We start from the raw sequence: 18,455 nt of genomic DNA on the forward strand, positions 1-18,455 counted from the left end.
TTAAAATCCGTTGAGTTTGCGGTCTCGCTGCCACTCTTCAGGGGTGTACGCCTTGATAGACAAGGCATGAATGCGGTTGTCCGCAATGTATTCCATCAGCGGTGCGTAAACCGTCTGCTGTTTTTTGACGCGGCTCATGCCGGCGAACAATTCGCCGACCACGATCGCCTGGAAATGGCTGCCGTCGCCCGTCACATGTACTTCATCCAGTGCCAATGCCTGCATCAGCACGTCTTTAATCTCGTTGGTTTCCATAGTATCCAGTTCTGCCGCTAAAGGATCATAAACAGCCTAGTATCTTAGTGGAATACGATGTTTTCTTAAACTAAAGAAAAAGCCCCTGCATAACAGGGGCTTTGTATCGTTTTACCACGCAAGGGCGGCGTAAAACGCCGCTAACCGGCGGTATCGACAGGCATTATCGCCTGCAGGTTGTAGAGCGCAATCAGCGTTTTCAGGCGCTCGGTGGCGCCGAAAATTTTCAGCGCGACGCCGCGCTCGCGCTGCTCTTCCTGCAGATGCAGCAACAGCGCCAGCCCGGCGGAGTCTACGCGCTGCAGTTGCGCCACGTCGATCGCGGTTTTATCCGCCATCAGCGCGTCGCGCTGCCGCCACAGCGGCTGCAGCGTTTCCCGGTCCAGTTCACCGCGCAGGATCAGCGTCTGCTGCTCTGATTCGAAGCTGAGCGCTGCCGACATCAGTTTTTCTTGTCCAGCGTGATAGGCTGCGCGGCGGCGGCCTGCAGCTGTTTGGTCAGGCCATCGATGCCCTGAGTACGCAGCGTGGACGCCCACTCGTTCTGCTTGGTGGTGATCATGCTGACGCCTTCGGCGATCATGTCATAGGCCTGCCAATAGCCGGTTTTGCTGTTCTTGCGCCATTGGAAATCCAGACGCACCGGCGGGCGGCCGCCGTTGTCGATGATGGTGACGCGAATGGCCACGATGTCGGCATTGCCCAGCGGCTGTTCAGGCGCGATCTGATAAGTCTGGCCGTGGTACATCGCCAGCGCCTGGCCGTAAGCCTGCTCCAGGTAAGCCTGGAAGGCGGTGAAGTAAGCTTCGCGCTGTGCAGGTGTCGCCTCTTTGTAGTAGCGCCCCAGCACCAGCGCGCCGGCGTATTTCACCTGCACGAACGGCATCAGTTCCTGATGCACGATGGAGCGCAGGTAGTTCGGGTCCTGCTTGATCTTCGGCTGTTCGTTCTTCAAACGGCTGAAGGTCTTCTGCGCCGCGTCTTGCATCATGCTGTAAGGATTGGTTTGGTCGGCTGCGCTCGCCAGCGGTGCAACCACCAGCAGAGCCACCATCAGTAAACGTTTAAACATGCAGGTATCCTCTCTTAATGATTTGGAACAGCGGGTTGCGGTGCGGCACCGGCAGCCGGCTCAGCGGCCGCGTCTCCCGGTTTGGCGCTGTCCTGACCGCCGCTTTTATACAGGAACTGGCCGATCAGGTCTTCCAAAACCATGGCTGATTTGGTGTCCTGAATGGTGCCGCCGTCTTTCAGGATGGCGGTGCCCATATCAGGATCTTCGAAGCCCACGTTAAGCGCCAGATATTGCTCGCCCAGCAGGCCGGAGGTGCGGATCGCCAGCGAGCTGGTATCCGGGATTTGGTCGTACTTTTTCTGGATATCCAGCGCCACGCGCGGCGTGTAGGTTTTCGAATCGAGTTCGATGTCCGCCACGCGGCCGATCACCACGCCGCCAATCTTCACCGGCGAACGCGGTTTCAGGCCGCCGATGTTGTCGAACGTCGCGTAAATGCGGTAGGTCGGCTCGCTGCCGATCGATTTAAGGTTCGCCACCTGCAGGCAGATAAACACGATGGCGCACAGCGCGATCAGCATAAATGCCCCAACCCAGATTTCACTCTTCTTCGTTTGCATCGAATCAATTCCCAAACATCAGTGCTGTCAGCACGAAATCCAATCCCAACACCGCCAGTGACGAATGCACCACGGTACGCGTCGTCGCCCGGCTAATCCCTTCAGAGGTAGGCACGGCGTCGTACCCGTTGAAAATGGCAATCCAGGTTACGGTAATGGCGAATACCACGCTTTTGATCAGGCAGTTGAGCAGATCTTTTTTCCACTCTACGGCGCCCTGCATCGCCGACCAGAAGAAGCCGCTGTCGATGCCCTTCCAGTCCACGCCGACCACCGAGCCGCCCCAGATGCCGATCGCCACGAAAATGATGGTCAACAGCGGCATGCTGATCAGCCCCGCCCAGAAGCGCGGCGCCACGATGCGCCGCAGCGGATCGACCGCCATCATTTCCAGGCTGGAGATCTGCTCCGTCGCCTTCATCAAGCCGATTTCCGCCGTCAGCGCGGAACCGGCGCGGCCGGCGAACAGCAGCGCCGTCACCACCGGCCCCAGCTCGCGCAGCAGCGACAGCGCTACCATCATGCCGAGGCTGGCCTCGGCGCTGTAGGTGGTGAGCACGATATAGCCCTGCAGGCCCAGCACCATGCCGATGAACAGCCCGGAGACCATGATGATGAGCAGCGACTGCACGCCGACGCTGTAGAGCTGTTTCAACAACAGCGGCCACTGCTTGCCGGGTTCCGGCCGGCCAATCAACGCGTTGAACAGCATCAACCCGGCGCGGCCGAAGCTGGCGCTGGTGTTGATGCCACTGCGCCCCAACGACGCTAACGCTCTTAATAACATGAGCTTATTTACTCCCTAAGCCTAGCAGTTCGGTCTGATAATCCCCGGCCGGATAGCGGAACGGCACCGGCCCATCCGCTATACCATCCAGAAACTGGCGCACGCGCGCATCAGGATTGTTCTGCAATTGCTGCGTGGTGCCTTCGGCGATCACCCGGTGATCGGCCACGATATAGGCGTAGTCGGCGATGCTCAGCACCTCCGGCACGTCGTGCGACACCACGATGCAGGTAATGCCCAGCGCATGGTTCAGCTCATCGATCAGCTTGACCAGCACCCCCATGGTGATCGGATCCTGGCCGACGAAAGGTTCGTCGAACATGATCATCTCAGGGTCCAGCGCGATCGCGCGCGCCAACGCCGCCCGGCGCGCCATGCCGCCGGAAAGCTCATTGGGCATCAGCTGGGCCGCGCCGCGCAGCCCCACCGCTTCCAGCTTCATCAGCACCGTGCTGCGCAGCAGGGGTTCAGGCAGGTTGCTGTGCTCGCGCAGCGGGTAGGCCACGTTTTCGAACACGGTCAAATCGGTGAACAGCGCGCCCGACTGGAACAGCATGCTCATCTTTTTGCGCGCGTTGTATAACTGACGGCGGGACAACGCGGGTATGTTGTCGCCGTCGAACCAAATCTCCCCGCTGTCCGGTGCCAGCTGGCCGCCGATCAGGCGCAGCAGCGTGGTTTTGCCGATGCCCGATGGCCCCATGATCGCCGTGACCTTACCGCGAGGCACCGTCAGGTTGATGTCTTCAAATATCCGTCGGTCGCCGCGCGAGAAGCTCATGTCGCGCACTTCGACCAAATTATCTGCCTTTTGGAGCATGTTAATGGACCCTTTACGACTCATCTTTTGCTGAATCTACCCGTGATGTTAAAGCAATGGGCGCAATCCGTCTCATCTTTACAAAAACTTACTGCCATTTCGCAACCAATGGTGCCATTGGTTTTACTTTTCCGCGCCACCCGGTCAAAATTGGCGCCATAACGAAAAAAACGAAACTGTTCAACTATTAGCCGGGAAAAACCGTTGCTGCGGCTCACGCGCGCGCAACGGAGGGCAAGCAATACCGCCGCATTGACGGCTTTAACCAACGAACCGGGATAATACCCGACAAAGGACCCTGCATGTTTCTCGCGATAGCATTATTAATCGTTGGTTTATTTCTACTGGTGTATGGTGCAGACCGCTTAGTTTATGGTGCTGCCGTGATTTCCCGCTCGCTCGGCGTCCCGCCGTTGATCATCGGCATGACCATCGTCGGCATCGGCACTTCGCTGCCGGAGCTGATCGTGTCCACCACCGCCGCGCTGAACGGGCAGATAGATATGGCCGTTGGCAACGTATTAGGTTCCAACATCACCAACATCTTATTGATCCTGGGTGTGGCGGCGCTGATTCACCCGCTGGCCGCGCGTTCCGAGATACTGCGGCGCGAACTGCCGTTGATGTTAGCGGTCACAGTATTGTGCGGTTTCGTGTTGATGGACGGCACCCTGAGCAGGCTGGACGGCGTGCTGCTGCTGGCCGCCGCCGCCGGCTTCATCCTGCTGATGCTGAAAATCGCCCGGCTGGCGCAGCGCGAGGGCAGCGACAGCCTGACCATGGAGCAGATCGCCGAGCTGCCGCAGGACAGCAGCAACACCGTGGCGGTGCTGTGGCTGGTGCTGGCGTTTATCATTCTGCCGCTCTCTTCCAGAATGGTGGTCGATAACGCGACGGTGATTGCGCACTATTTCGGCCTGAGCGAACTGGTGGTCGGCTTGACCATTATCGCCATCGGCACCAGCCTGCCCGAATTGGCTACCTCCATCGCCGGGGCGCTGAAGGGCGAGGATGATATGGCGATTGGAAATATCATCGGCTCCAATATTTTCAACACGGTGATCGTGCTGGGCGTCCCCGCCCTGCTGTCGCCGGGCAGCGTAGACGCCGCCGCCTTCCAGCGCGATTACTGGGTGATGCTGGCGGCCAGCGTGCTGCTGAGCGTACTGTGCATCGGCCGCAAGCATCGCATCGGTCACCTGGCGGGCGCTCTGTTATTATGTGGCTTTATTGCGTATCTTGCGGTGCTGTTCTTTAACCCTTTCAGTACTTTCGGCTAAACCGACGGGAATGAGTATGTCGAACATTGAGTTGCAACCGGGCTTCGATTTTCAGCAGGCCGGCAAAGAAGTGCTTCAGATAGAGCGTGAAGGGCTGGCTCAGCTCGACAGCTACATCAACGCAGACTTCACCCGCGCCTGCGAAACGATCGCCGCCTGCGGCGGCAAAGTGGTGGTGATGGGCATGGGCAAATCCGGCCATATCGGCTGCAAGATCGCCGCGACCTTCGCCAGCACCGGCACGCCCTCATTCTTCGTTCACCCGGCGGAGGCCAGCCATGGCGATTTGGGCATGGTCACCCCACAGGACATCGTGCTCGCCATCTCCAACTCCGGCGAGTCCAGCGAGATCCTGGCGCTGATCCCGGTATTGAAACGCCAGCAGATCACCCTCATCTGTATGACCAACAATCCGGAAAGCTCGATGGGCAAGGCGGCGGATATCCACCTGTGCATCAAGGTGCCGCAGGAAGCCTGCCCGCTGGGGCTGGCGCCGACCACCAGCACCACCGCCACGCTGGTGATGGGCGATGCGCTGGCCGTCGCGCTGCTGAAGGCGCGCGGTTTCACGCAGGAAGATTTCGCGCTGTCGCATCCGGGCGGCGCACTCGGCCGCAAACTGCTGCTGCGGGTTAGCGATATCATGCACAGCGGCGACGAAATGCCCCACGTCAGTGCCGACGCCTCGTTGCGCGACGCGCTGCTGGAAATTACCCGCAAAAATCTGGGCCTGACGGTTGTCTGCGACGATTTGATGAAAATCGCCGGCATCTTCACCGACGGCGACCTGCGCCGGGTGTTCGACATGGGCATCAACCTGCACGAGGCGAAGATCGCCGACGTCATGACGCCGGGCGGCGTACGGGTGCGCCCCAACATCCTGGCGGTCGATGCATTGAACCTGATGCAACAACGCCACATCACCGCGCTGCTGGTTGCCGATGGCGACCAGTTGCTGGGTGTGGTACATATGCATGACATGCTGCGCGCCGGCGTCGTTTAATTAAGGAATAGAACGGAATGGGTATGGTAGAAACCTGCTACGGGCCGGTAGAACAAGAGGTTATGGCGCGTGCCGGGAACATCCGCCTGTTGATTTGCGACGTTGACGGCGTGCTGTCGGACGGCCTGATCTTCATGGGCAACAACGGTGAAGAATTGAAAGCGTTCAACGTGCGCGACGGCTACGGCATCCGCTGCTTGAAAACCTCGGACATCGAGGTGGCGATCATCACCGGTCGCTCCGCCAAGCTGCTGGAAGACCGCGCGCAGACGCTCGGTATCACCCATCTGTATCAGGGGCAGTCCGATAAGCTTTTGGCCTTCCGCGAACTGTTGGATAAACTGTCGTTAACGGCGGATCAGGTCGCCTATATCGGCGATGACCTGATCGACTGGCCGGTGATGGCGCAGGTCGGCCTGGCGGTCGCGGTGGCGGACGCCCACCCGCTGCTGACGCCGCGCGCCCACTACGTCACCCGCATTGCCGGCGGCCGCGGCGCGGTACGCGAACTGTGCGACATCATTCTTTTGGCTCAAAATAAGCTGGAGGACGCCAAAGGGCTGTCGATATGAGTAAAACCAAACTGTGGATCACCATCCTGTTGACGGTGATCGTTCTGGCGCTGATCGGCTGGAACATGACGGATTTTAGCGACGACACGGCCCCTGGCCCGGTCAACGATCAGGATCCGACCTACCAGAGCCAGCACACGGTCACCGTGGTGTACAACCCGGCCGGCAAGCTGAATTACAAACTAGTGGCGGAAGACGCGAAGTATTACACCGCCGGCGAGCTGAGCTGGTTCACCCAGCCGGTAATGACGCTGTTCGATGAGAATGCGGTGGCCACCTGGTCAGTTCGCGCCGATCGCGCCAAACTGACTAAAGACCGGATGCTGTATCTGTATGGTCACGTCGAGGTAAACAGCCTGACCACCACCTCGCAGCTGGAAAAAATCAAGACGGACAACGCTCAGGTAAACCTGGTCACCCAGGACGTCACCTCCGATGACGAAGTCACGATTTACGGGACCAATTTTACCTCTAACGGCATGAAAATGCGTGGGAACCTGCGGACCAAAACCGCTGAGCTGATTGATAAGGTTAAGACCAACTATGAAATTCAGAACCAAAAACCAACTCCGTAACCTGTTGCTCGGCAGCTTAGTTTTGGCCGCCAGCGCCCCCGCTCTGGCGCTGAAATCCGACTCCAGCCAGCCGGTCAGCATCGACTCGCTCAAGCAGTCGTTGGACATGCAGAGCAACGTCAGCACCTTCACCGACAACGTGGTGATCAAGCAAGGCACCATCGATATTCGCGCCGACAAGGTGGTGGTCACCCGCCCGGGCGGAGATCAGAATAAGACCTATATTGAAGCGTTCGGCAACCCGGTAACCTTCTACCAGATGCAGGACAGCGGCAAGCCGGTCAAAGGCCACGCGCAGAAAGTGCGTTACGACGTGGCGACCCAGCTGGTGACCCTGACGGGCAACGCCTATCTGGAGCAGCTCGACAGCAACGTGAAAGGCGATCGCATCACCTATCTGGTGCAACAGCAGCAAATGCAGGCGTTTAGCGACAAAGGCAAACGCGTGACAACGGTTCTGGTACCGTCGCAGTTGCAAGACAAAAACGAGCAGAAAAAGAGTAACTAATCACTTATGGCAACACTCATCGCAGAAAACCTGGCGAAAGCCTACAAGGGCCGTAAAGTTGTCGAAGACGTCAGCCTGAAAGTGAAATCCGGCGAGATCGTCGGCCTGCTCGGGCCGAACGGCGCCGGTAAAACCACCACCTTCTACATGGTGGTCGGCATCGTGCCACGCGACGCCGGGCGCATCGTGATCGACGAAGAAGACATCAGTCTGCTGCCGCTGCACGCCCGCGCGCGCCGCGGCATCGGTTACCTGCCGCAGGAAGCGTCGATCTTCCGCCGCCTGAGCGTGTACGACAACCTGATGGCGGTGCTGGAGATTCGCCCCGACCTCACCAGCGAACAGCGTGAAGACCGCGCCAAGGAGCTGATGGAAGAGTTCCATATCTCCCATCTGCGCGACAGCCTCGGCCAGGCGCTGTCCGGCGGTGAGCGTCGCCGCGTCGAAATCGCCCGCGCGCTGGCGGCCAACCCGAAATTCATACTGCTGGACGAACCCTTCGCCGGGGTGGATCCGATTTCCGTTATCGATATCAAGAAAATCATCGAGCACCTGCGTGACAGCGGCCTGGGCGTGCTGATCACCGACCACAACGTGCGCGAGACGCTGGACGTGTGTGAACGCGCCTACATCGTCAGCCAGGGCAAACTGATTGCCCACGGCACGCCGGATGCTATTCTGGCCGACGAGCAGGTTAAACGCGTTTATCTGGGCGAAGAGTTCCGCCTCTAAGCGCCAGCGCGCCCTGCGGGGCGACACCGTTAACGGAAGTAGACAGAAAACTATGAAGCAAGGTTTGCAACTCAGGCTCAGCCAACAGCTGGCCATGACTCCTCAGCTCCAGCAGGCGATCCGCCTGCTGCAGTTGTCCACGCTTGAGCTTCAGCAAGAGATCCAGCTGGCGCTGGAGAGCAATCCGCTGCTTGAACAGACCGATCTGCACGACGAAATCGACGCCAAAGAAACCCAGGAGACCGAGGGGCTCGATACCCGCGAGGCGCTGGAACAGAAAGACATGCCGGAAGAGCTGCCGCTGGACGCCACCTGGGATGAGATCTACACCGCCGGCACGCCGTCCGGCACCGGCACCGACTACAGCGACGACGAACTGCCGGTCTATCAGGGCGAGACCACCCAAACGCTGCAGGATTACCTGATGTGGCAGGTGGATCTGACGCCGTTCTCCGATACCGACGCCGCCATCGCCACCTCCATCGTCGATGCGGTGGACGACACCGGCTATCTCACCGTGCCGCTGGAAGACATTCTGGAAAGCCTGGGCGACGAGAACGTGACCCTCGAGGAAGTCGAGGCGGTATTGAAGCGCGTGCAGCGTTTCGATCCGATCGGCGTCGCCGCGCGCGATCTGCGCGATTGCCTGCTGGTGCAGCTCTCCCAATACGCCAAAGACACCCCTTACCTGGCCGAAGCGCGGCTGATCATCAGCGACCATCTGGATCTGTTGGCCAACCACGACTTTCGCAGCCTGATGCGATCAACCCGGCTAAAAGAAGATACACTGAAAGAAGCGATGCTGCTGATTCAGTCGCTCGATCCGCGCCCGGGGCAGTCGATCAATACCGGCGAGTCGGAATACGTGATCCCGGACGTGCTGGTGCGCAAGACGCAGAACAAATGGACGGTCGAGCTCAACGGCGACAGCGTGCCGCGTTTGAAGATCAATCAGCAGTACGCCGCGCTGGGCAACAGCGCCCGCAGCGAAGCCGACGGCCAGTTTATCCGCAGCAACCTGCAGGAAGCCAAGTGGCTGATTAAAAGCCTGGAGAGCCGCAACGAGACGCTGCTGAAGGTCACCCGCTGCATCGTCAGCCAACAGCAGGCGTTCTTCGAGCAGGGCGAAGAGTTTATGAAACCCATGGTGCTGGCGGATATCGCCCAGGCCGTGGAGATGCATGAATCGACGATCTCGCGCGTCACCACGCAGAAGTTTCTGCACAGCCCGCGCGGCATTTTTGAATTGAAGTATTTCTTCTCCAGCCACGTGAATACCGACAGCGGCGGCGAAGCCTCCTCGACGGCGATCCGCGCGTTGGTGAAGAAATTGATTGCGGCGGAAAACCCCGCCAAGCCACTCAGCGACAGCAAGCTGGCCACCCTGCTCGCCGATCAGGGGATCATCGTGGCGCGGCGCACCGTCGCCAAGTACCGAGAGTCTTTGTCCATCCCGCCGTCGAACCAGCGTAAACAGTTGGTTTGACCTCTATTGAGAAGGAAGACACTATGCAGCTCAACATTACCGGACACCACATCGAAATCACCGATCCGTTGCGCGAGTTCGTGAACAACAAGTTCGCCAAACTCGAACAGTATTTTGATCGCATCAATCAGGTGTATGTTGTATTAAGTGTGGAAAAAGTGCAGCAAATTGCGGAAGCAACGGTGCACGTGAATGGAGGCGAGTTGCACGCCACCTCGGAAGACGAGAATATGTATGCCGCAATTGATACGCTGATCGACAAATTGGCACGTCAATTGAACAAACATAAAGACAAATTGAAACAACACTGACACCCTAACCCACTCCATGAGGCGGCATCCGTCGCCGCCTCGCCCTTCGGCGCGTGACCCGCATGGGTGACGCGCCGAACGGTAATCAGGGTTAAAACCGACGAAAAACCGCCTTGCCGGGTGCGCCCGGCGGCGCGGTTTTAAGTGAAGATGAGATGAACAACGAATATATGCAATTAAGCTCGGTGTTAAACATCGAGTGCACCAAAAGCTCGGTACACTGCACCAGCAAGAAGCGGGCTTTGGAAATTATCAGCGAACTGGCCGCCAAACAGCTCAATCTGCCTCCGCAGGTGGTGTTTGACGCGGTTCTCACCCGGGAGCGCATGGGCAGCACCGGTATCGGCAACGGTATCGCCATTCCCCACGGCAAACTGGAAGAGGACACACTGCGGGCCGTTGGCGTGTTTATCCGTCTCGACCAACCCATCGCTTTCGACGCTATCGACAACCAGCCGGTCGACCTGCTGTTCGCGCTGCTGGTGCCTGCCGATCAGTGCAAAACCCATTTGCATACCCTGTCGCTGGTCGCCAAACGCCTGGCCGACAAAACCGTATGCCGCCGCCTGCGCGCCGCGCAAAGCGACGAAGAACTTTACCAAATCATCACCGAGTAATGCCCGGCCGGCGTGACTTCCAGCCCGGATAACGTTACTGTTTCACGATGATGGATCCGGCCTCGGCCGGAATAACAAAGTTTCCACCGGTGGCGATGAACGCCGCCGCGATGCCAGGGGAGTTGCCACATGGTGCTGATGATTGTCAGCGGCCGTTCCGGTTCCGGAAAATCCGTCGCCTTGCGGGCGCTGGAAGACATGGGTTTTTACTGCGTTGACAACCTGCCGGTGGTGCTGCTGCCGCAGCTCGCCAATACGCTGGCGGAACGCAATATCTCCGCGGCGGTCAGCATCGACGTGCGCAACATGCCGGAATCGCCGGAAGTGTTCGAATACGCGATGACTCAGCTGCCGGACAGCTTCTCGCCGCAGCTGCTGTTCCTCGACGCCGATCGCAACACGCTGATCCGCCGTTACAGCGACACCCGCCGCCTGCACCCGCTCTCCAGCAAAAACCTGTCGCTGGAAAGCGCCATCGACGAAGAGAGCGATCTGCTCGAACCGCTGCGCTCGCGGGCTGACCTGATTATCGACACCTCGGAAATGTCGGTGCACGAGCTGGCCGAAATGCTGCGCACCCGCCTGCTGGGCAAGCGTGAGCGCGAGCTGACCATGGTGTTCGAATCCTTCGGCTTCAAGCACGGCATCCCGATCGACGCCGACTACGTGTTCGACGTGCGCTTCCTGCCGAACCCGCACTGGGATCCGAAGCTGCGGCCGATGACCGGTCTGGATAAGCCGGTCGCGTCGTTCCTCGATCGCCATACCGAAGTGCACAACTTCATCTACCAGACCCGCAGCTACCTGGAGCAATGGCTGCCGATGCTGGAAACCAACAACCGCAGCTACCTGACGGTCGCCATCGGCTGTACCGGCGGCAAGCACCGCTCGGTGTACGTGGCGGAACAGCTGGCCGATTACTTCCGCTCGCGCGGCAAGAACGTGCAGTCGCGCCACCGCACGCTGGAAAAGCGCAAACAATGACGGTCAAACAGACGGTTGAAATCAAAAACAAGCTGGGCATGCACGCGCGCCCGGCGATGAAACTGTTCGAGCTGGTGCAAAGCTTCGACGCCGAAGTGATGCTGCGCAACGAAAGCGGCACCGAAGCCGAGGCCAGCAGCGTCATCGCGCTGCTGATGCTGGACTCCGCCCAGGGCCGGCATATCGAAGTCGAAGCGACCGGCCCCGACGAAGTCAACGCGCTGGAGGCGGTCGTCGAGCTGTTCAACTCCGGGTTTGATGAAGATTAGCCGCTGAGGGCGCACCTTTGTGCCCAATCCCCCATATCCTCTCCCACTCAGCTCCGGCTCAGGCAGTCCAGCGCCACCGCTTTAAAGCTGTCGAAGCTGTCGCTGCTCAGCAGGCGGCTCATTGAGCGTTCACGCACGAAGGTGACAAACAGCTCGTAGATCGCCATCGCCTCTTCATAGTCGCTCTTGCTGATCGCCAGCAGGAAAATCACGTGCGCGACCTCACCTTCTCCCCAGGCGACGCCCTGCGGCGCCAGCAGCGTCACCACCACGGTTTTTTTGGCCAGCAGCCCCAGCGAGTGCGGCAGCGCGATGCCCTCGCCCAGCAAGGTGGAGACGATCGCCTCGCGTTCGACCACCGACGGATAAAAGTCCGCGCCGACATACCCTTCCCGCTCCAGCTGGCCGCACACTCGGCTGAACAGTTCCGCCTGCGTCAGCGGCTCGTTGAGCACCATGAAATGCTCGGCGTCGAAAAACTTCTCCAGCATGTACGGTCGGGTGCGATCCACCAGCACCAGCTTGCCCAGCTGCTCCAGCTGGTAATCGGTTGGGAACGGCGACATCACCACCACCGGCTTGTTCTTTTCGCCGATGCGGGCGTTGGAAATCACGAAGTCTTCGTCGATATGCGCAAGCATCTCGTAATCGCGCAGCGAGACGATGCGCGTCATCACCAGCTGCGGATACTTACGCGCAATCTGCGCCTGGATCATGCGCACCGTCGAGTTGCCGGTATCGCACACCAGCATCACCTGCGGGTGGCGTTCATAACCGATGTTGTAATGCCGCTCCAGCCCCACGCCGATGTGCAGCACCAGGTAGCCTATCTCATTCTCGCTCAGGGTATAGGGGGTGTATTTGCCCCAGCTGGAGACCGCCGCCAGCGTCACGTCGTAAGCCATCGGATAGTGCTGCTTGATGTTGGCCAACAGCGGATTGGGGATATTGATCTGGTATTTCACCCGCGTAATCATGGTCTTGATATGGGTGAGCAGATCGGCCCGCAGCTGCTCGTCGCCCTGCAGGTTGTAGTTATAGTGTGCGTTGATGTAGGACAGGATGTAGTCCACCAGCGCTTCTTCATCGTCGGCGTTGATCTCGGTCGGCTGCACGTCCTGCACGCGCCGCGCGGCGATATTGACCCGCAGATAGGCCTCTTCGGCCATCGAGATCTCTTTGCCGGAGGCCGAACGCAGTTCCGCCGCCAGACGGGTCGATACCTGGCGCACCGCGTCGTCGCCGTCTTCCACCTCGAAGTCCGGCAGCGGATAGCCGTCGTTGATGCGCCGCAGCGCCACCGCGCAGTAGAAGATCAGGTACTGCTCGCCCTCGTCGGTCAGGCGAATGGCGTATTGCGACAGCAGCGGGTGCAGCAATCCGGCGAACGCCGCTACCTGCGGCTGCAGCAGGATCTCGTTGTTGAGCAGCGGGTTCTCGGCGTCGGCCAGCTGCAGTTGGAACAGCAGATCGGTCAGGCAGGCGCGGATCGCCATCTCCGTGCCGAACAGCTTCATGCCGTAACGCGGCTTGGTTTCAATCGTCAATTGATAGTGCGCCAGACGCTCTCTCACCTCAGCCATGTCGTTTTGCAACGTACCGCGGCTGACGAACCACTCGTCGGCCAGATCTTCCAGTTTAAGGGAGAAGGCTGAGGTCAAAAAACGCACCAGCAGATAATGCACACGCTCCTGCGCGCTGCGCGGGGTGGCATGCTTGCGGCGCTCCTGATGCTGCAGGGCGCTGAACAGCGCGGCGTTATCGACCTGCAGGCGATAGCCGGCACCGCGGTTATGCACGAAACGCGCGCCGTATTTGTCCAGAATCTCGTTCAGCGCGGTGATGTCCGCCCGCACCGTGCGGGTGGACACGGCGAAACGCTTCGCCAGCTCATCCTGCGGCAAAGTCTCGGTTTGCAAGGCATCGAACAAGTAAGCCAAACGCGGGTAAGGAAATCGCACCATTCTGTGTCCGTCAATCAGGCGACCCGCCCGGCGAACCGGGCGGGCCACGGGTTACTTCGGCGGCGGCAGAAACGCCATTTGCGAGGGGCTGCCGATCGGCAGATAGCCGCCCACAACGCTGAGTTTGCCATCCGTCGGGTTTACGCTGAAGCGGGTGACGTTATCGCTGCGCTGGTTCAACGCATACAGATAGCGGCCATCCGGGCTCAGCGCCAGCGAACGCGGGTAATCGCCGCGCGTCCAGGTTTCCGCCACCGGTTTCAACTCACCGCCGGCGCCCACGCTGAACTGGGCAATGCTGTTATGCAGCCGGTTGGCGACGTACAGCGTGTCGCCGTTCTTGCTGAGCGCCAGCCCCGAAGCGAAGCTGGTGCCCTGATAGTCGGCGGGCAGCGCGGAAACCGCATGCAGTTGTTTCAGAGTACCTTTTTGGCGATCAAAACGGTAGCTGGTCAACGTCGAGGCCTCTTCGTTCACCAGCAGCACGGTTTCGCCGTCCGGATGGAACACAAAGTGACGCGGACCCGCGCCGGCGGAAGAGGCGGCGATCCACGGCGGATCGTTCGGCGTCAGCCGGCCGCTCGCGGCGTCAAAGCGCCATTGGTAGATGCGATCCAACCCCAGATCGGTGGAGAACACGAACTTGCCGCTCGGATCGCTGGCGATCATATGGGCATGTGGGCCATTGTGATCGCTGATGGCGAAGCTGCCGTTCACCGCCGCCGCCGGTTTGGCCGCGCCCGCCGGGCCCTGCTGTTGCTGCACCGAGCTGGCGGTGCCCAGGCTGCCGTCCGCTTCGATCGGGAAAGCCGCCACGCTGCCGCTGACGTAGTTGGCCACCAGCAGATGGCGCCCGTCCGGCGTCGATGAGAGATACACCGGCCCCGCTCCCTGCGAATCCACCTGGTTGAGCTGCGTCAGGCCGCCGTCGGCCGGATTGACCCGGTAAGCGGTGATGCCGCCGTGCTTGCCGCCGTTGAAATCGGCCACTTCGCTGGCGACATACAGCGTCTTGCCATCGGCGCCCAGCGTCAGCTGCGCCGGATTCGGCACTTTGCTGACCAGCGTAGTGTGACTCAGCGCGCCGCTGGCCGGATCGACCTGCACCCGGTAAACGCCTTCGCCGTTGGGATTGTAGGTGCCGATATAGGCGAAATGAGATGACGTGGAATTCATTGCATCCTCAGCATGCAGCGCCGGGCCGGTCACGGCCAGCAGCGCCAGGAACAACGCGGTGCGTCGGGTTGGAGCCTGCCAGTTTCGCATAGTTATCCTCAGTATATATCCGTCATCTTTCAAGCCGCAGCGTTGTTGGCTACGCAGTTACTCGGCCCATCCATGGGCCTCACCCCTTCGGGGCCGCTGCAAGCAGCGTTTAAATCTGCTCCCGGCAGATTTTTCACCCCAGTCACTTACTTAAGTAAGCTCCTGGGGCTCCTGCGCTTGCCGCCTAGCTACAACTTGAAAGCTATAGGCTATAGCTAACGGCGGCGCGGCATGCCGCGCCACGGGAAAACCTTCGCCTCCCAGCGTTATCCCCGTCATACTTGAAGTTGCTTCTGTGTTGGCTGCAAGCACTCCCCCCAGTCACTTACTTAAGTAAGCTCCTGGGGACTCATGCTCTTGCCGCCGGGAAGCAACTCCAATTATTTAGGGCATACCTCATCCCATTGCGCGTTCAGCCCACCAGCTTTTTGGTCATCGCCAGCAGGGTTTTCACGTCCTGCGGGCGCGTATCGCCGCTGGCGGCGTCGATGATCGAACTGTAGATATGCGGGATCACGCGTTTCACGCCGGCCGCCAGCGCGATTTCGACGATCGGCTCGTAGTTCTCCAGATCGATGCCGCCGGTCGGCTCCAGCATAAAGTCATGCTCGGCGCAGGCCTTGGCTACGTACTGATATTCGTCCTTGCACTTCAGGCCGCCCATCGGGAAATACTTGATGGAGCTGCCGCCCATGTCTTTCAGCAGGGCGATGGCGGTTTCCACCGGCACGATGCCGTCCGGCGCCGCGGCGCTCAATGGGCCGGTAGAGATCTTCACCCAACCGACGCGGCCGGTTGGCGACACCAGGCCGTTGACCACGCTGTCGTTCTGGCCCAGCAGCGCGCGGCTAGCGCCAACGCCGGTAAACACCTGGTTGACGTGCTGCGGCTGCACCTGCTGAGCGATCAGGCTGACCATCGCCGACTGCTTCGGATCGCCGGCGCCCAGGCCGACCGAGAGCGCGTTGTCGATCAGGCGCGCATAGCGCAGCATGTCGGTCACCGCGCTGTCGACGTCCGGGTAGTTCTTGGAGAGCACGCCCACCAGCACATGGCCTTCCGCCGCGGCGTAGATGTCCTGCGCGTTGGCTTTGGAGCCGGCCAGCACGTTCAGGCAGACGCGGTCACGATAGTAGTTAGGCTGCAGCTTCATGCTTGTTTCTCCGTAAACAGGTTTTTGATACAGGCAAAGACGGTCATCAGCTGTTGCTCATCGACGCTGCGCACGTCGACCTCAATCTTGCCCTCGTTGGCCTTGTAGCCGCGGAAGTAGATGGCGATGTCGCCGGTTTTCAGCGCCTGGACGATGTCATAGGTCGACCGCCCCAGCACCGCTTCGTCGAAGGCGATCTCGGCGCGGGCGATATCGCGGCCGGCGCTGTCCCAGACGGTTCTGGCGCTGACGCCGGTCAGGGTGTTGAGGCTGTCGAGGAACGGCGTCATCCGCGCCACCATCTGTTGCCCGGTGGTTTTCTCAAGCGTCAGATAGCTTTCGATCGCCTGCGTCAGGCCGAGGATGCCCTCTTTGCCGACCTTCATCGCCCGGCCGATGCCGCCGGACTGCAGCTTCACCCACTCGACGTACTGTTTCTTACCGATAACCAAGCCGCTGGTCGGCCCCTCGATGGCTTTGGCGCCGCTGTAGATCACCAGATCGGCTCCCATCTGGTAGTAACACATCAGATCTTCTTCCGCCGCGGCGTCGACGATCAGCGGCAGGTTATGCTTGCGCGCCACCACCGCCGCCTGTTCGACGGACAGAATACTTTTCTGCACGCAGTGGTGCGATTTGACGTACAGGATCGCCGCCGTCTGCGGCGTGATGCAGGCTTCAATCTGCTCCGGCGAACATTCGTTGGCGTAGCCCGCTTCCACCACCTTGCCGCCGCCCAGCGCCACCATGGTGTCCACCGGCGCGCCGAAGTTGACGTTGTGGCCGCGCGGCAACACGATCTCACGCGGCACGGCGATCGGCGCCGAGTGCAGGTTCACCAGCAGATTGGCGTTATCTTTGACGATCACCGCCGCCACCGACTGGGCGATGCCCGCCGAGGCGCAGGAAACGATCACCGCGTCCTCCACGTTGAGCAGATCGGCGATGTAGGCGCCGGTCTTGTTGACCAGATCCTTGATTTCGAAATAGTGATTCAGGCCGTAGTCAACGGCGTCGATCACATCCTGGCGCGGCGTGGAAACGCCGAGAATGGTCATGCGGCCGGAGGTGTTGATCACCTGCTTCAAACCGTATTTTTCATAAATCGAAGACATCGCTTGCCTCCCCTTGTTCGGTTAATAGGATTTCCCCGGCCACCACCGCGGCCAGCGGCACCAACAGCTGTTCGCCCTCGGCGGTTTGCCCTTCGGCGTCGGCGAACACCTGCGGTTCGCGGCGCAGTTCAAACAGCGTGAAATCGGCGTCATAGCCCGGCTCCAGCCGCCCTTTGCCGCTGAGCTGCAGCGCCGACGCGGCGTTCTCCGTCACGCAGGCGATCACCTGCGGCAGCGTCAGGCCGACGCTGAAAAATTTGGACATCACCGTCGCCAGGCTGTGCACCGGCCCGTTTATGCGGTTGCGGCAGTAAATATCGGAGCTGATGGTGTGCGGCAAAATGCCCAGCTTGATCGCCTGGCGCGCCACCTCGAAGCTGAAGCTGGCGGTGCCGTGCCCCACGTCGAGCAACACGCCGCGCCGCAGCGCGCGCTGGATCGACTCGCGCAGCGTGCCCGCCGGCGTCAGAATGCGGTTCGGTTTGCCGTTGTAGCAGTGGGTGATGATGTCGCCACGGGTCAGCAGATCGGCGATCTCGTCCAGATTCGGCGGGTTGTTGCCGATATGCACCATCAGCGGCAGTTGGCGGTTTTCCCGCTGGATCTCTTTGGCCAACACCAGCGGCCGGGTGCCGTTCTTGCCCACCACGCTGCTGCTCATGCGCGCCTTGATGCCGATGATGAAGCCGGGATGGTTGGCGATGGCCTGGCCGGCCTCGCGCTTGTCGATGTCCGTCAACTCCGCCAGCTCGTTCTGCCGCAGCAGGCCGATGCGCGAGATGTTGAGGAAGGCGAACACGTTGGTTTTGGCGCTGCGCGCCAGCTGATAAAAGGCGTCGATATCGTCGGCGCCGGTGCTGCCGGCATCGACCACGCTGGTGACGCCGCTGGCGACGCCGACCCGATCCGGCTCGTCATGGTAAATCGGCGAGTCGGGATAGCAGTGCACGTGCGCATCGATCCAACCGGCGCTCAGGCGGCAGTTGCCCGCCAGATCCAGTTGGCGAACGGCGCTGACGTCCGCCGCCAGCCGCCCGACCGAGGCGATTTTGCCGTCTTTCACCGCCAGATCGATCAGCGTGTCGTCCGCCAGTCTGGCGCCTCTGATTACTAAGTCATACAT

The 18,455-nt window shown here is 60.3% G+C and carries 22 protein-coding genes; 11 read left to right on the forward strand and 11 right to left on the reverse strand.

From position 1 onward, the window contains the following. From ibaG to mlaF, 6 genes are all read right to left on the reverse strand, one after another. A complete protein-coding gene (ibaG, locus tag ACJ8HB_RS22690) occupies window positions 1-255 on the reverse strand; it encodes a BolA family iron metabolism protein IbaG (protein ID WP_004937066.1) in 255 nt (84 codons plus the stop codon). 140 nt (window positions 256-395) lie between these two features. Next, window positions 396-698, reverse strand: coding sequence for a lipid asymmetry maintenance protein MlaB (mlaB, locus tag ACJ8HB_RS22695; protein ID WP_016930202.1), 303 nt, complete (start codon window positions 696-698; stop codon window positions 396-398). Further along, window positions 698-1,327, reverse strand: coding sequence for a phospholipid-binding protein MlaC (gene mlaC / locus ACJ8HB_RS22700; protein WP_047570424.1), 630 nt, complete (start codon window positions 1,325-1,327; stop codon window positions 698-700). Before mlaC ends, mlaB begins: the two co-directional genes overlap by 1 nt. 14 nt (window positions 1,328-1,341) lie before the next feature. Further along, window positions 1,342-1,890: an outer membrane lipid asymmetry maintenance protein MlaD gene (gene mlaD, locus ACJ8HB_RS22705; protein ID WP_033636129.1), complete on the reverse strand. Its 549-nt coding sequence runs from the start codon at window positions 1,888-1,890 to the stop codon at window positions 1,342-1,344. Window positions 1,891-1,894: 4 nt separating this feature from the next. After that, window positions 1,895-2,677 (reverse strand): lipid asymmetry maintenance ABC transporter permease subunit MlaE, encoded by a 783-nt coding sequence (gene mlaE, locus ACJ8HB_RS22710; protein ID WP_004937059.1) that lies wholly within the window; start codon window positions 2,675-2,677, stop codon window positions 1,895-1,897. Window positions 2,678-2,681: 4 nt separating this feature from the next. Then, window positions 2,682-3,497, reverse strand: a complete 816-nt coding sequence (gene mlaF / locus ACJ8HB_RS22715) for a phospholipid ABC transporter ATP-binding protein MlaF (RefSeq protein WP_047570422.1) — start codon at window positions 3,495-3,497, stop codon at window positions 2,682-2,684. A gap of 302 nt (window positions 3,498-3,799) precedes the next feature. Here mlaF and ACJ8HB_RS22720 point away from each other — a divergent pair, with 302 nt between their 5' ends. The 11 genes from ACJ8HB_RS22720 (at window position 3,800) to npr (ending at window position 11,834) form a co-directional block, all read left to right on the forward strand. After that, on the forward strand, window positions 3,800-4,777 hold the full coding sequence (locus ACJ8HB_RS22720) for a calcium/sodium antiporter (RefSeq protein WP_025160120.1): 978 nt from the start codon (window positions 3,800-3,802) through the stop codon (window positions 4,775-4,777). Between the two features lie 16 nt (window positions 4,778-4,793). Further along, window positions 4,794-5,780, forward strand: a complete 987-nt coding sequence (gene kdsD / locus ACJ8HB_RS22725) for an arabinose-5-phosphate isomerase KdsD (protein WP_033648998.1) — start codon at window positions 4,794-4,796, stop codon at window positions 5,778-5,780. A gap of 17 nt (window positions 5,781-5,797) precedes the next feature. Continuing rightward, entirely contained in the window at window positions 5,798-6,352 is a 555-nt protein-coding gene (gene kdsC / locus ACJ8HB_RS22730) for a 3-deoxy-manno-octulosonate-8-phosphatase KdsC (RefSeq protein WP_021505108.1), read from the forward strand. Beyond that, window positions 6,349-6,927 carry an LPS export ABC transporter periplasmic protein LptC gene (gene lptC, locus ACJ8HB_RS22735; protein WP_033654803.1) on the forward strand — a complete coding sequence of 193 codons (579 nt, stop codon included), beginning with the start codon at window positions 6,349-6,351 and terminating at the stop codon, window positions 6,925-6,927. The genes kdsC and lptC overlap by 4 nt, the downstream gene beginning before the upstream one ends. Then, window positions 6,896-7,435: a lipopolysaccharide ABC transporter substrate-binding protein LptA gene (lptA, locus tag ACJ8HB_RS22740; protein ID WP_004937045.1), complete on the forward strand. Its 540-nt coding sequence runs from the start codon at window positions 6,896-6,898 to the stop codon at window positions 7,433-7,435. Before lptC ends, lptA begins: the two co-directional genes overlap by 32 nt. A 6-nt stretch (window positions 7,436-7,441) precedes the next feature. After that, window positions 7,442-8,167: an LPS export ABC transporter ATP-binding protein gene (gene lptB, locus ACJ8HB_RS22745; RefSeq protein ID WP_004937040.1), complete on the forward strand. Its 726-nt coding sequence runs from the start codon at window positions 7,442-7,444 to the stop codon at window positions 8,165-8,167. Between the two features lie 52 nt (window positions 8,168-8,219). Next, complete coding sequence (rpoN, locus tag ACJ8HB_RS22750) at window positions 8,220-9,653, forward strand: RNA polymerase factor sigma-54 (protein WP_033648997.1); 1,434 nt, start codon at window positions 8,220-8,222, stop codon at window positions 9,651-9,653. A gap of 23 nt (window positions 9,654-9,676) precedes the next feature. Further along, complete coding sequence (gene hpf / locus ACJ8HB_RS22755; protein WP_004937038.1) at window positions 9,677-9,964, forward strand: ribosome hibernation promoting factor; 288 nt, start codon at window positions 9,677-9,679, stop codon at window positions 9,962-9,964. Between the two features lie 155 nt (window positions 9,965-10,119). Then, window positions 10,120-10,581 carry a PTS IIA-like nitrogen regulatory protein PtsN gene (ptsN, locus tag ACJ8HB_RS22760; RefSeq protein WP_094860184.1) on the forward strand — a complete coding sequence of 154 codons (462 nt, stop codon included), beginning with the start codon at window positions 10,120-10,122 and terminating at the stop codon, window positions 10,579-10,581. A 129-nt stretch (window positions 10,582-10,710) separates the two neighbouring features. Next, on the forward strand, window positions 10,711-11,565 hold the full coding sequence (gene rapZ, locus ACJ8HB_RS22765; protein WP_015379177.1) for an RNase adapter RapZ: 855 nt from the start codon (window positions 10,711-10,713) through the stop codon (window positions 11,563-11,565). After that, window positions 11,562-11,834, forward strand: coding sequence for a PTS phosphocarrier protein NPr (gene npr / locus ACJ8HB_RS22770; RefSeq protein ID WP_033648996.1), 273 nt, complete (start codon window positions 11,562-11,564; stop codon window positions 11,832-11,834). Before rapZ ends, npr begins: the two co-directional genes overlap by 4 nt. A gap of 47 nt (window positions 11,835-11,881) precedes the next feature. Here the strand turns inward: npr and ACJ8HB_RS22775 are convergent, their stop codons facing one another. The 5 genes from ACJ8HB_RS22775 to ACJ8HB_RS22795 all read right to left on the reverse strand — a co-directional run bounded on the left by ACJ8HB_RS22775 (window position 11,882) and on the right by ACJ8HB_RS22795 (window position 18,455). Further along, a complete protein-coding gene (locus ACJ8HB_RS22775; RefSeq protein ID WP_033648995.1) occupies window positions 11,882-13,798 on the reverse strand; it encodes a BglG family transcription antiterminator in 1,917 nt (638 codons plus the stop codon). A gap of 51 nt (window positions 13,799-13,849) precedes the next feature. Continuing rightward, window positions 13,850-15,064, reverse strand: a complete 1,215-nt coding sequence (locus ACJ8HB_RS22780) for a lactonase family protein (RefSeq protein WP_047570420.1) — start codon at window positions 15,062-15,064, stop codon at window positions 13,850-13,852. Window positions 15,065-15,476: 412 nt separating this feature from the next. Next, window positions 15,477-16,217, reverse strand: a complete 741-nt coding sequence (gene dagF, locus ACJ8HB_RS22785) for a 2-dehydro-3-deoxy-phosphogluconate aldolase (protein WP_004937022.1) — start codon at window positions 16,215-16,217, stop codon at window positions 15,477-15,479. Further along, window positions 16,214-17,332 (reverse strand): DgaE family pyridoxal phosphate-dependent ammonia lyase, encoded by a 1,119-nt coding sequence (locus ACJ8HB_RS22790; RefSeq protein ID WP_047570418.1) that lies wholly within the window; start codon window positions 17,330-17,332, stop codon window positions 16,214-16,216. Before ACJ8HB_RS22790 ends, dagF begins: the two co-directional genes overlap by 4 nt. Beyond that, entirely contained in the window at window positions 17,316-18,455 is a 1,140-nt protein-coding gene (locus ACJ8HB_RS22795) for an amidohydrolase/deacetylase family metallohydrolase (protein WP_047570416.1), read from the reverse strand. The genes ACJ8HB_RS22790 and ACJ8HB_RS22795 overlap by 17 nt, the downstream gene beginning before the upstream one ends.

Source organism: Serratia sp. CY27727 (assembly GCF_052169275.1).
GTDB classification, from domain to species: Bacteria; Pseudomonadota; Gammaproteobacteria; order Enterobacterales; family Enterobacteriaceae; genus Serratia; species Serratia sarumanii.

What these genes read in the sequence shown, in the direction of transcription:
- ACJ8HB_RS22780 (WP_047570420.1), bottom strand. Translation starts at nt 15,064, where the DNA reads ATGCGAAACTGGCAGGCTCCAACCCGACGCACCGCGTTGTTCCTGGCG.
- mlaF (WP_047570422.1), bottom strand. Translation starts at nt 3,497, where the DNA reads ATGCTCCAAAAGGCAGATAATTTGGTCGAAGTGCGCGACATGAGCTTC.
- ACJ8HB_RS22720 (WP_025160120.1), top strand. Translation starts at nt 3,800, where the DNA reads ATGTTTCTCGCGATAGCATTATTAATCGTTGGTTTATTTCTACTGGTG.
- lptA (WP_004937045.1), top strand. Translation starts at nt 6,896, where the DNA reads ATGAAATTCAGAACCAAAAACCAACTCCGTAACCTGTTGCTCGGCAGC.
- mlaE (WP_004937059.1), bottom strand. Translation starts at nt 2,677, where the DNA reads ATGTTATTAAGAGCGTTAGCGTCGTTGGGGCGCAGTGGCATCAACACC.
- kdsC (WP_021505108.1), top strand. Translation starts at nt 5,798, where the DNA reads ATGGGTATGGTAGAAACCTGCTACGGGCCGGTAGAACAAGAGGTTATG.
- mlaD (WP_033636129.1), bottom strand. Translation starts at nt 1,890, where the DNA reads ATGCAAACGAAGAAGAGTGAAATCTGGGTTGGGGCATTTATGCTGATC.
- npr (WP_033648996.1), top strand. Translation starts at nt 11,562, where the DNA reads ATGACGGTCAAACAGACGGTTGAAATCAAAAACAAGCTGGGCATGCAC.
- hpf (WP_004937038.1), top strand. Translation starts at nt 9,677, where the DNA reads ATGCAGCTCAACATTACCGGACACCACATCGAAATCACCGATCCGTTG.
- ACJ8HB_RS22775 (WP_033648995.1), bottom strand. Translation starts at nt 13,798, where the DNA reads ATGGTGCGATTTCCTTACCCGCGTTTGGCTTACTTGTTCGATGCCTTG.
- ACJ8HB_RS22790 (WP_047570418.1), bottom strand. Translation starts at nt 17,332, where the DNA reads ATGTCTTCGATTTATGAAAAATACGGTTTGAAGCAGGTGATCAACACC.
- rpoN (WP_033648997.1), top strand. Translation starts at nt 8,220, where the DNA reads ATGAAGCAAGGTTTGCAACTCAGGCTCAGCCAACAGCTGGCCATGACT.
- lptC (WP_033654803.1), top strand. Translation starts at nt 6,349, where the DNA reads ATGAGTAAAACCAAACTGTGGATCACCATCCTGTTGACGGTGATCGTT.
- rapZ (WP_015379177.1), top strand. Translation starts at nt 10,711, where the DNA reads ATGGTGCTGATGATTGTCAGCGGCCGTTCCGGTTCCGGAAAATCCGTC.
- mlaC (WP_047570424.1), bottom strand. Translation starts at nt 1,327, where the DNA reads ATGTTTAAACGTTTACTGATGGTGGCTCTGCTGGTGGTTGCACCGCTG.
- lptB (WP_004937040.1), top strand. Translation starts at nt 7,442, where the DNA reads ATGGCAACACTCATCGCAGAAAACCTGGCGAAAGCCTACAAGGGCCGT.
- dagF (WP_004937022.1), bottom strand. Translation starts at nt 16,217, where the DNA reads ATGAAGCTGCAGCCTAACTACTATCGTGACCGCGTCTGCCTGAACGTG.
- kdsD (WP_033648998.1), top strand. Translation starts at nt 4,794, where the DNA reads ATGTCGAACATTGAGTTGCAACCGGGCTTCGATTTTCAGCAGGCCGGC.
- ibaG (WP_004937066.1), bottom strand. Translation starts at nt 255, where the DNA reads ATGGAAACCAACGAGATTAAAGACGTGCTGATGCAGGCATTGGCACTG.
- ACJ8HB_RS22795 (WP_047570416.1), bottom strand. Translation starts at nt 18,455, where the DNA reads ATGTATGACTTAGTAATCAGAGGCGCCAGACTGGCGGACGACACGCTG.
- mlaB (WP_016930202.1), bottom strand. Translation starts at nt 698, where the DNA reads ATGTCGGCAGCGCTCAGCTTCGAATCAGAGCAGCAGACGCTGATCCTG.
- ptsN (WP_094860184.1), top strand. Translation starts at nt 10,120, where the DNA reads ATGAACAACGAATATATGCAATTAAGCTCGGTGTTAAACATCGAGTGC.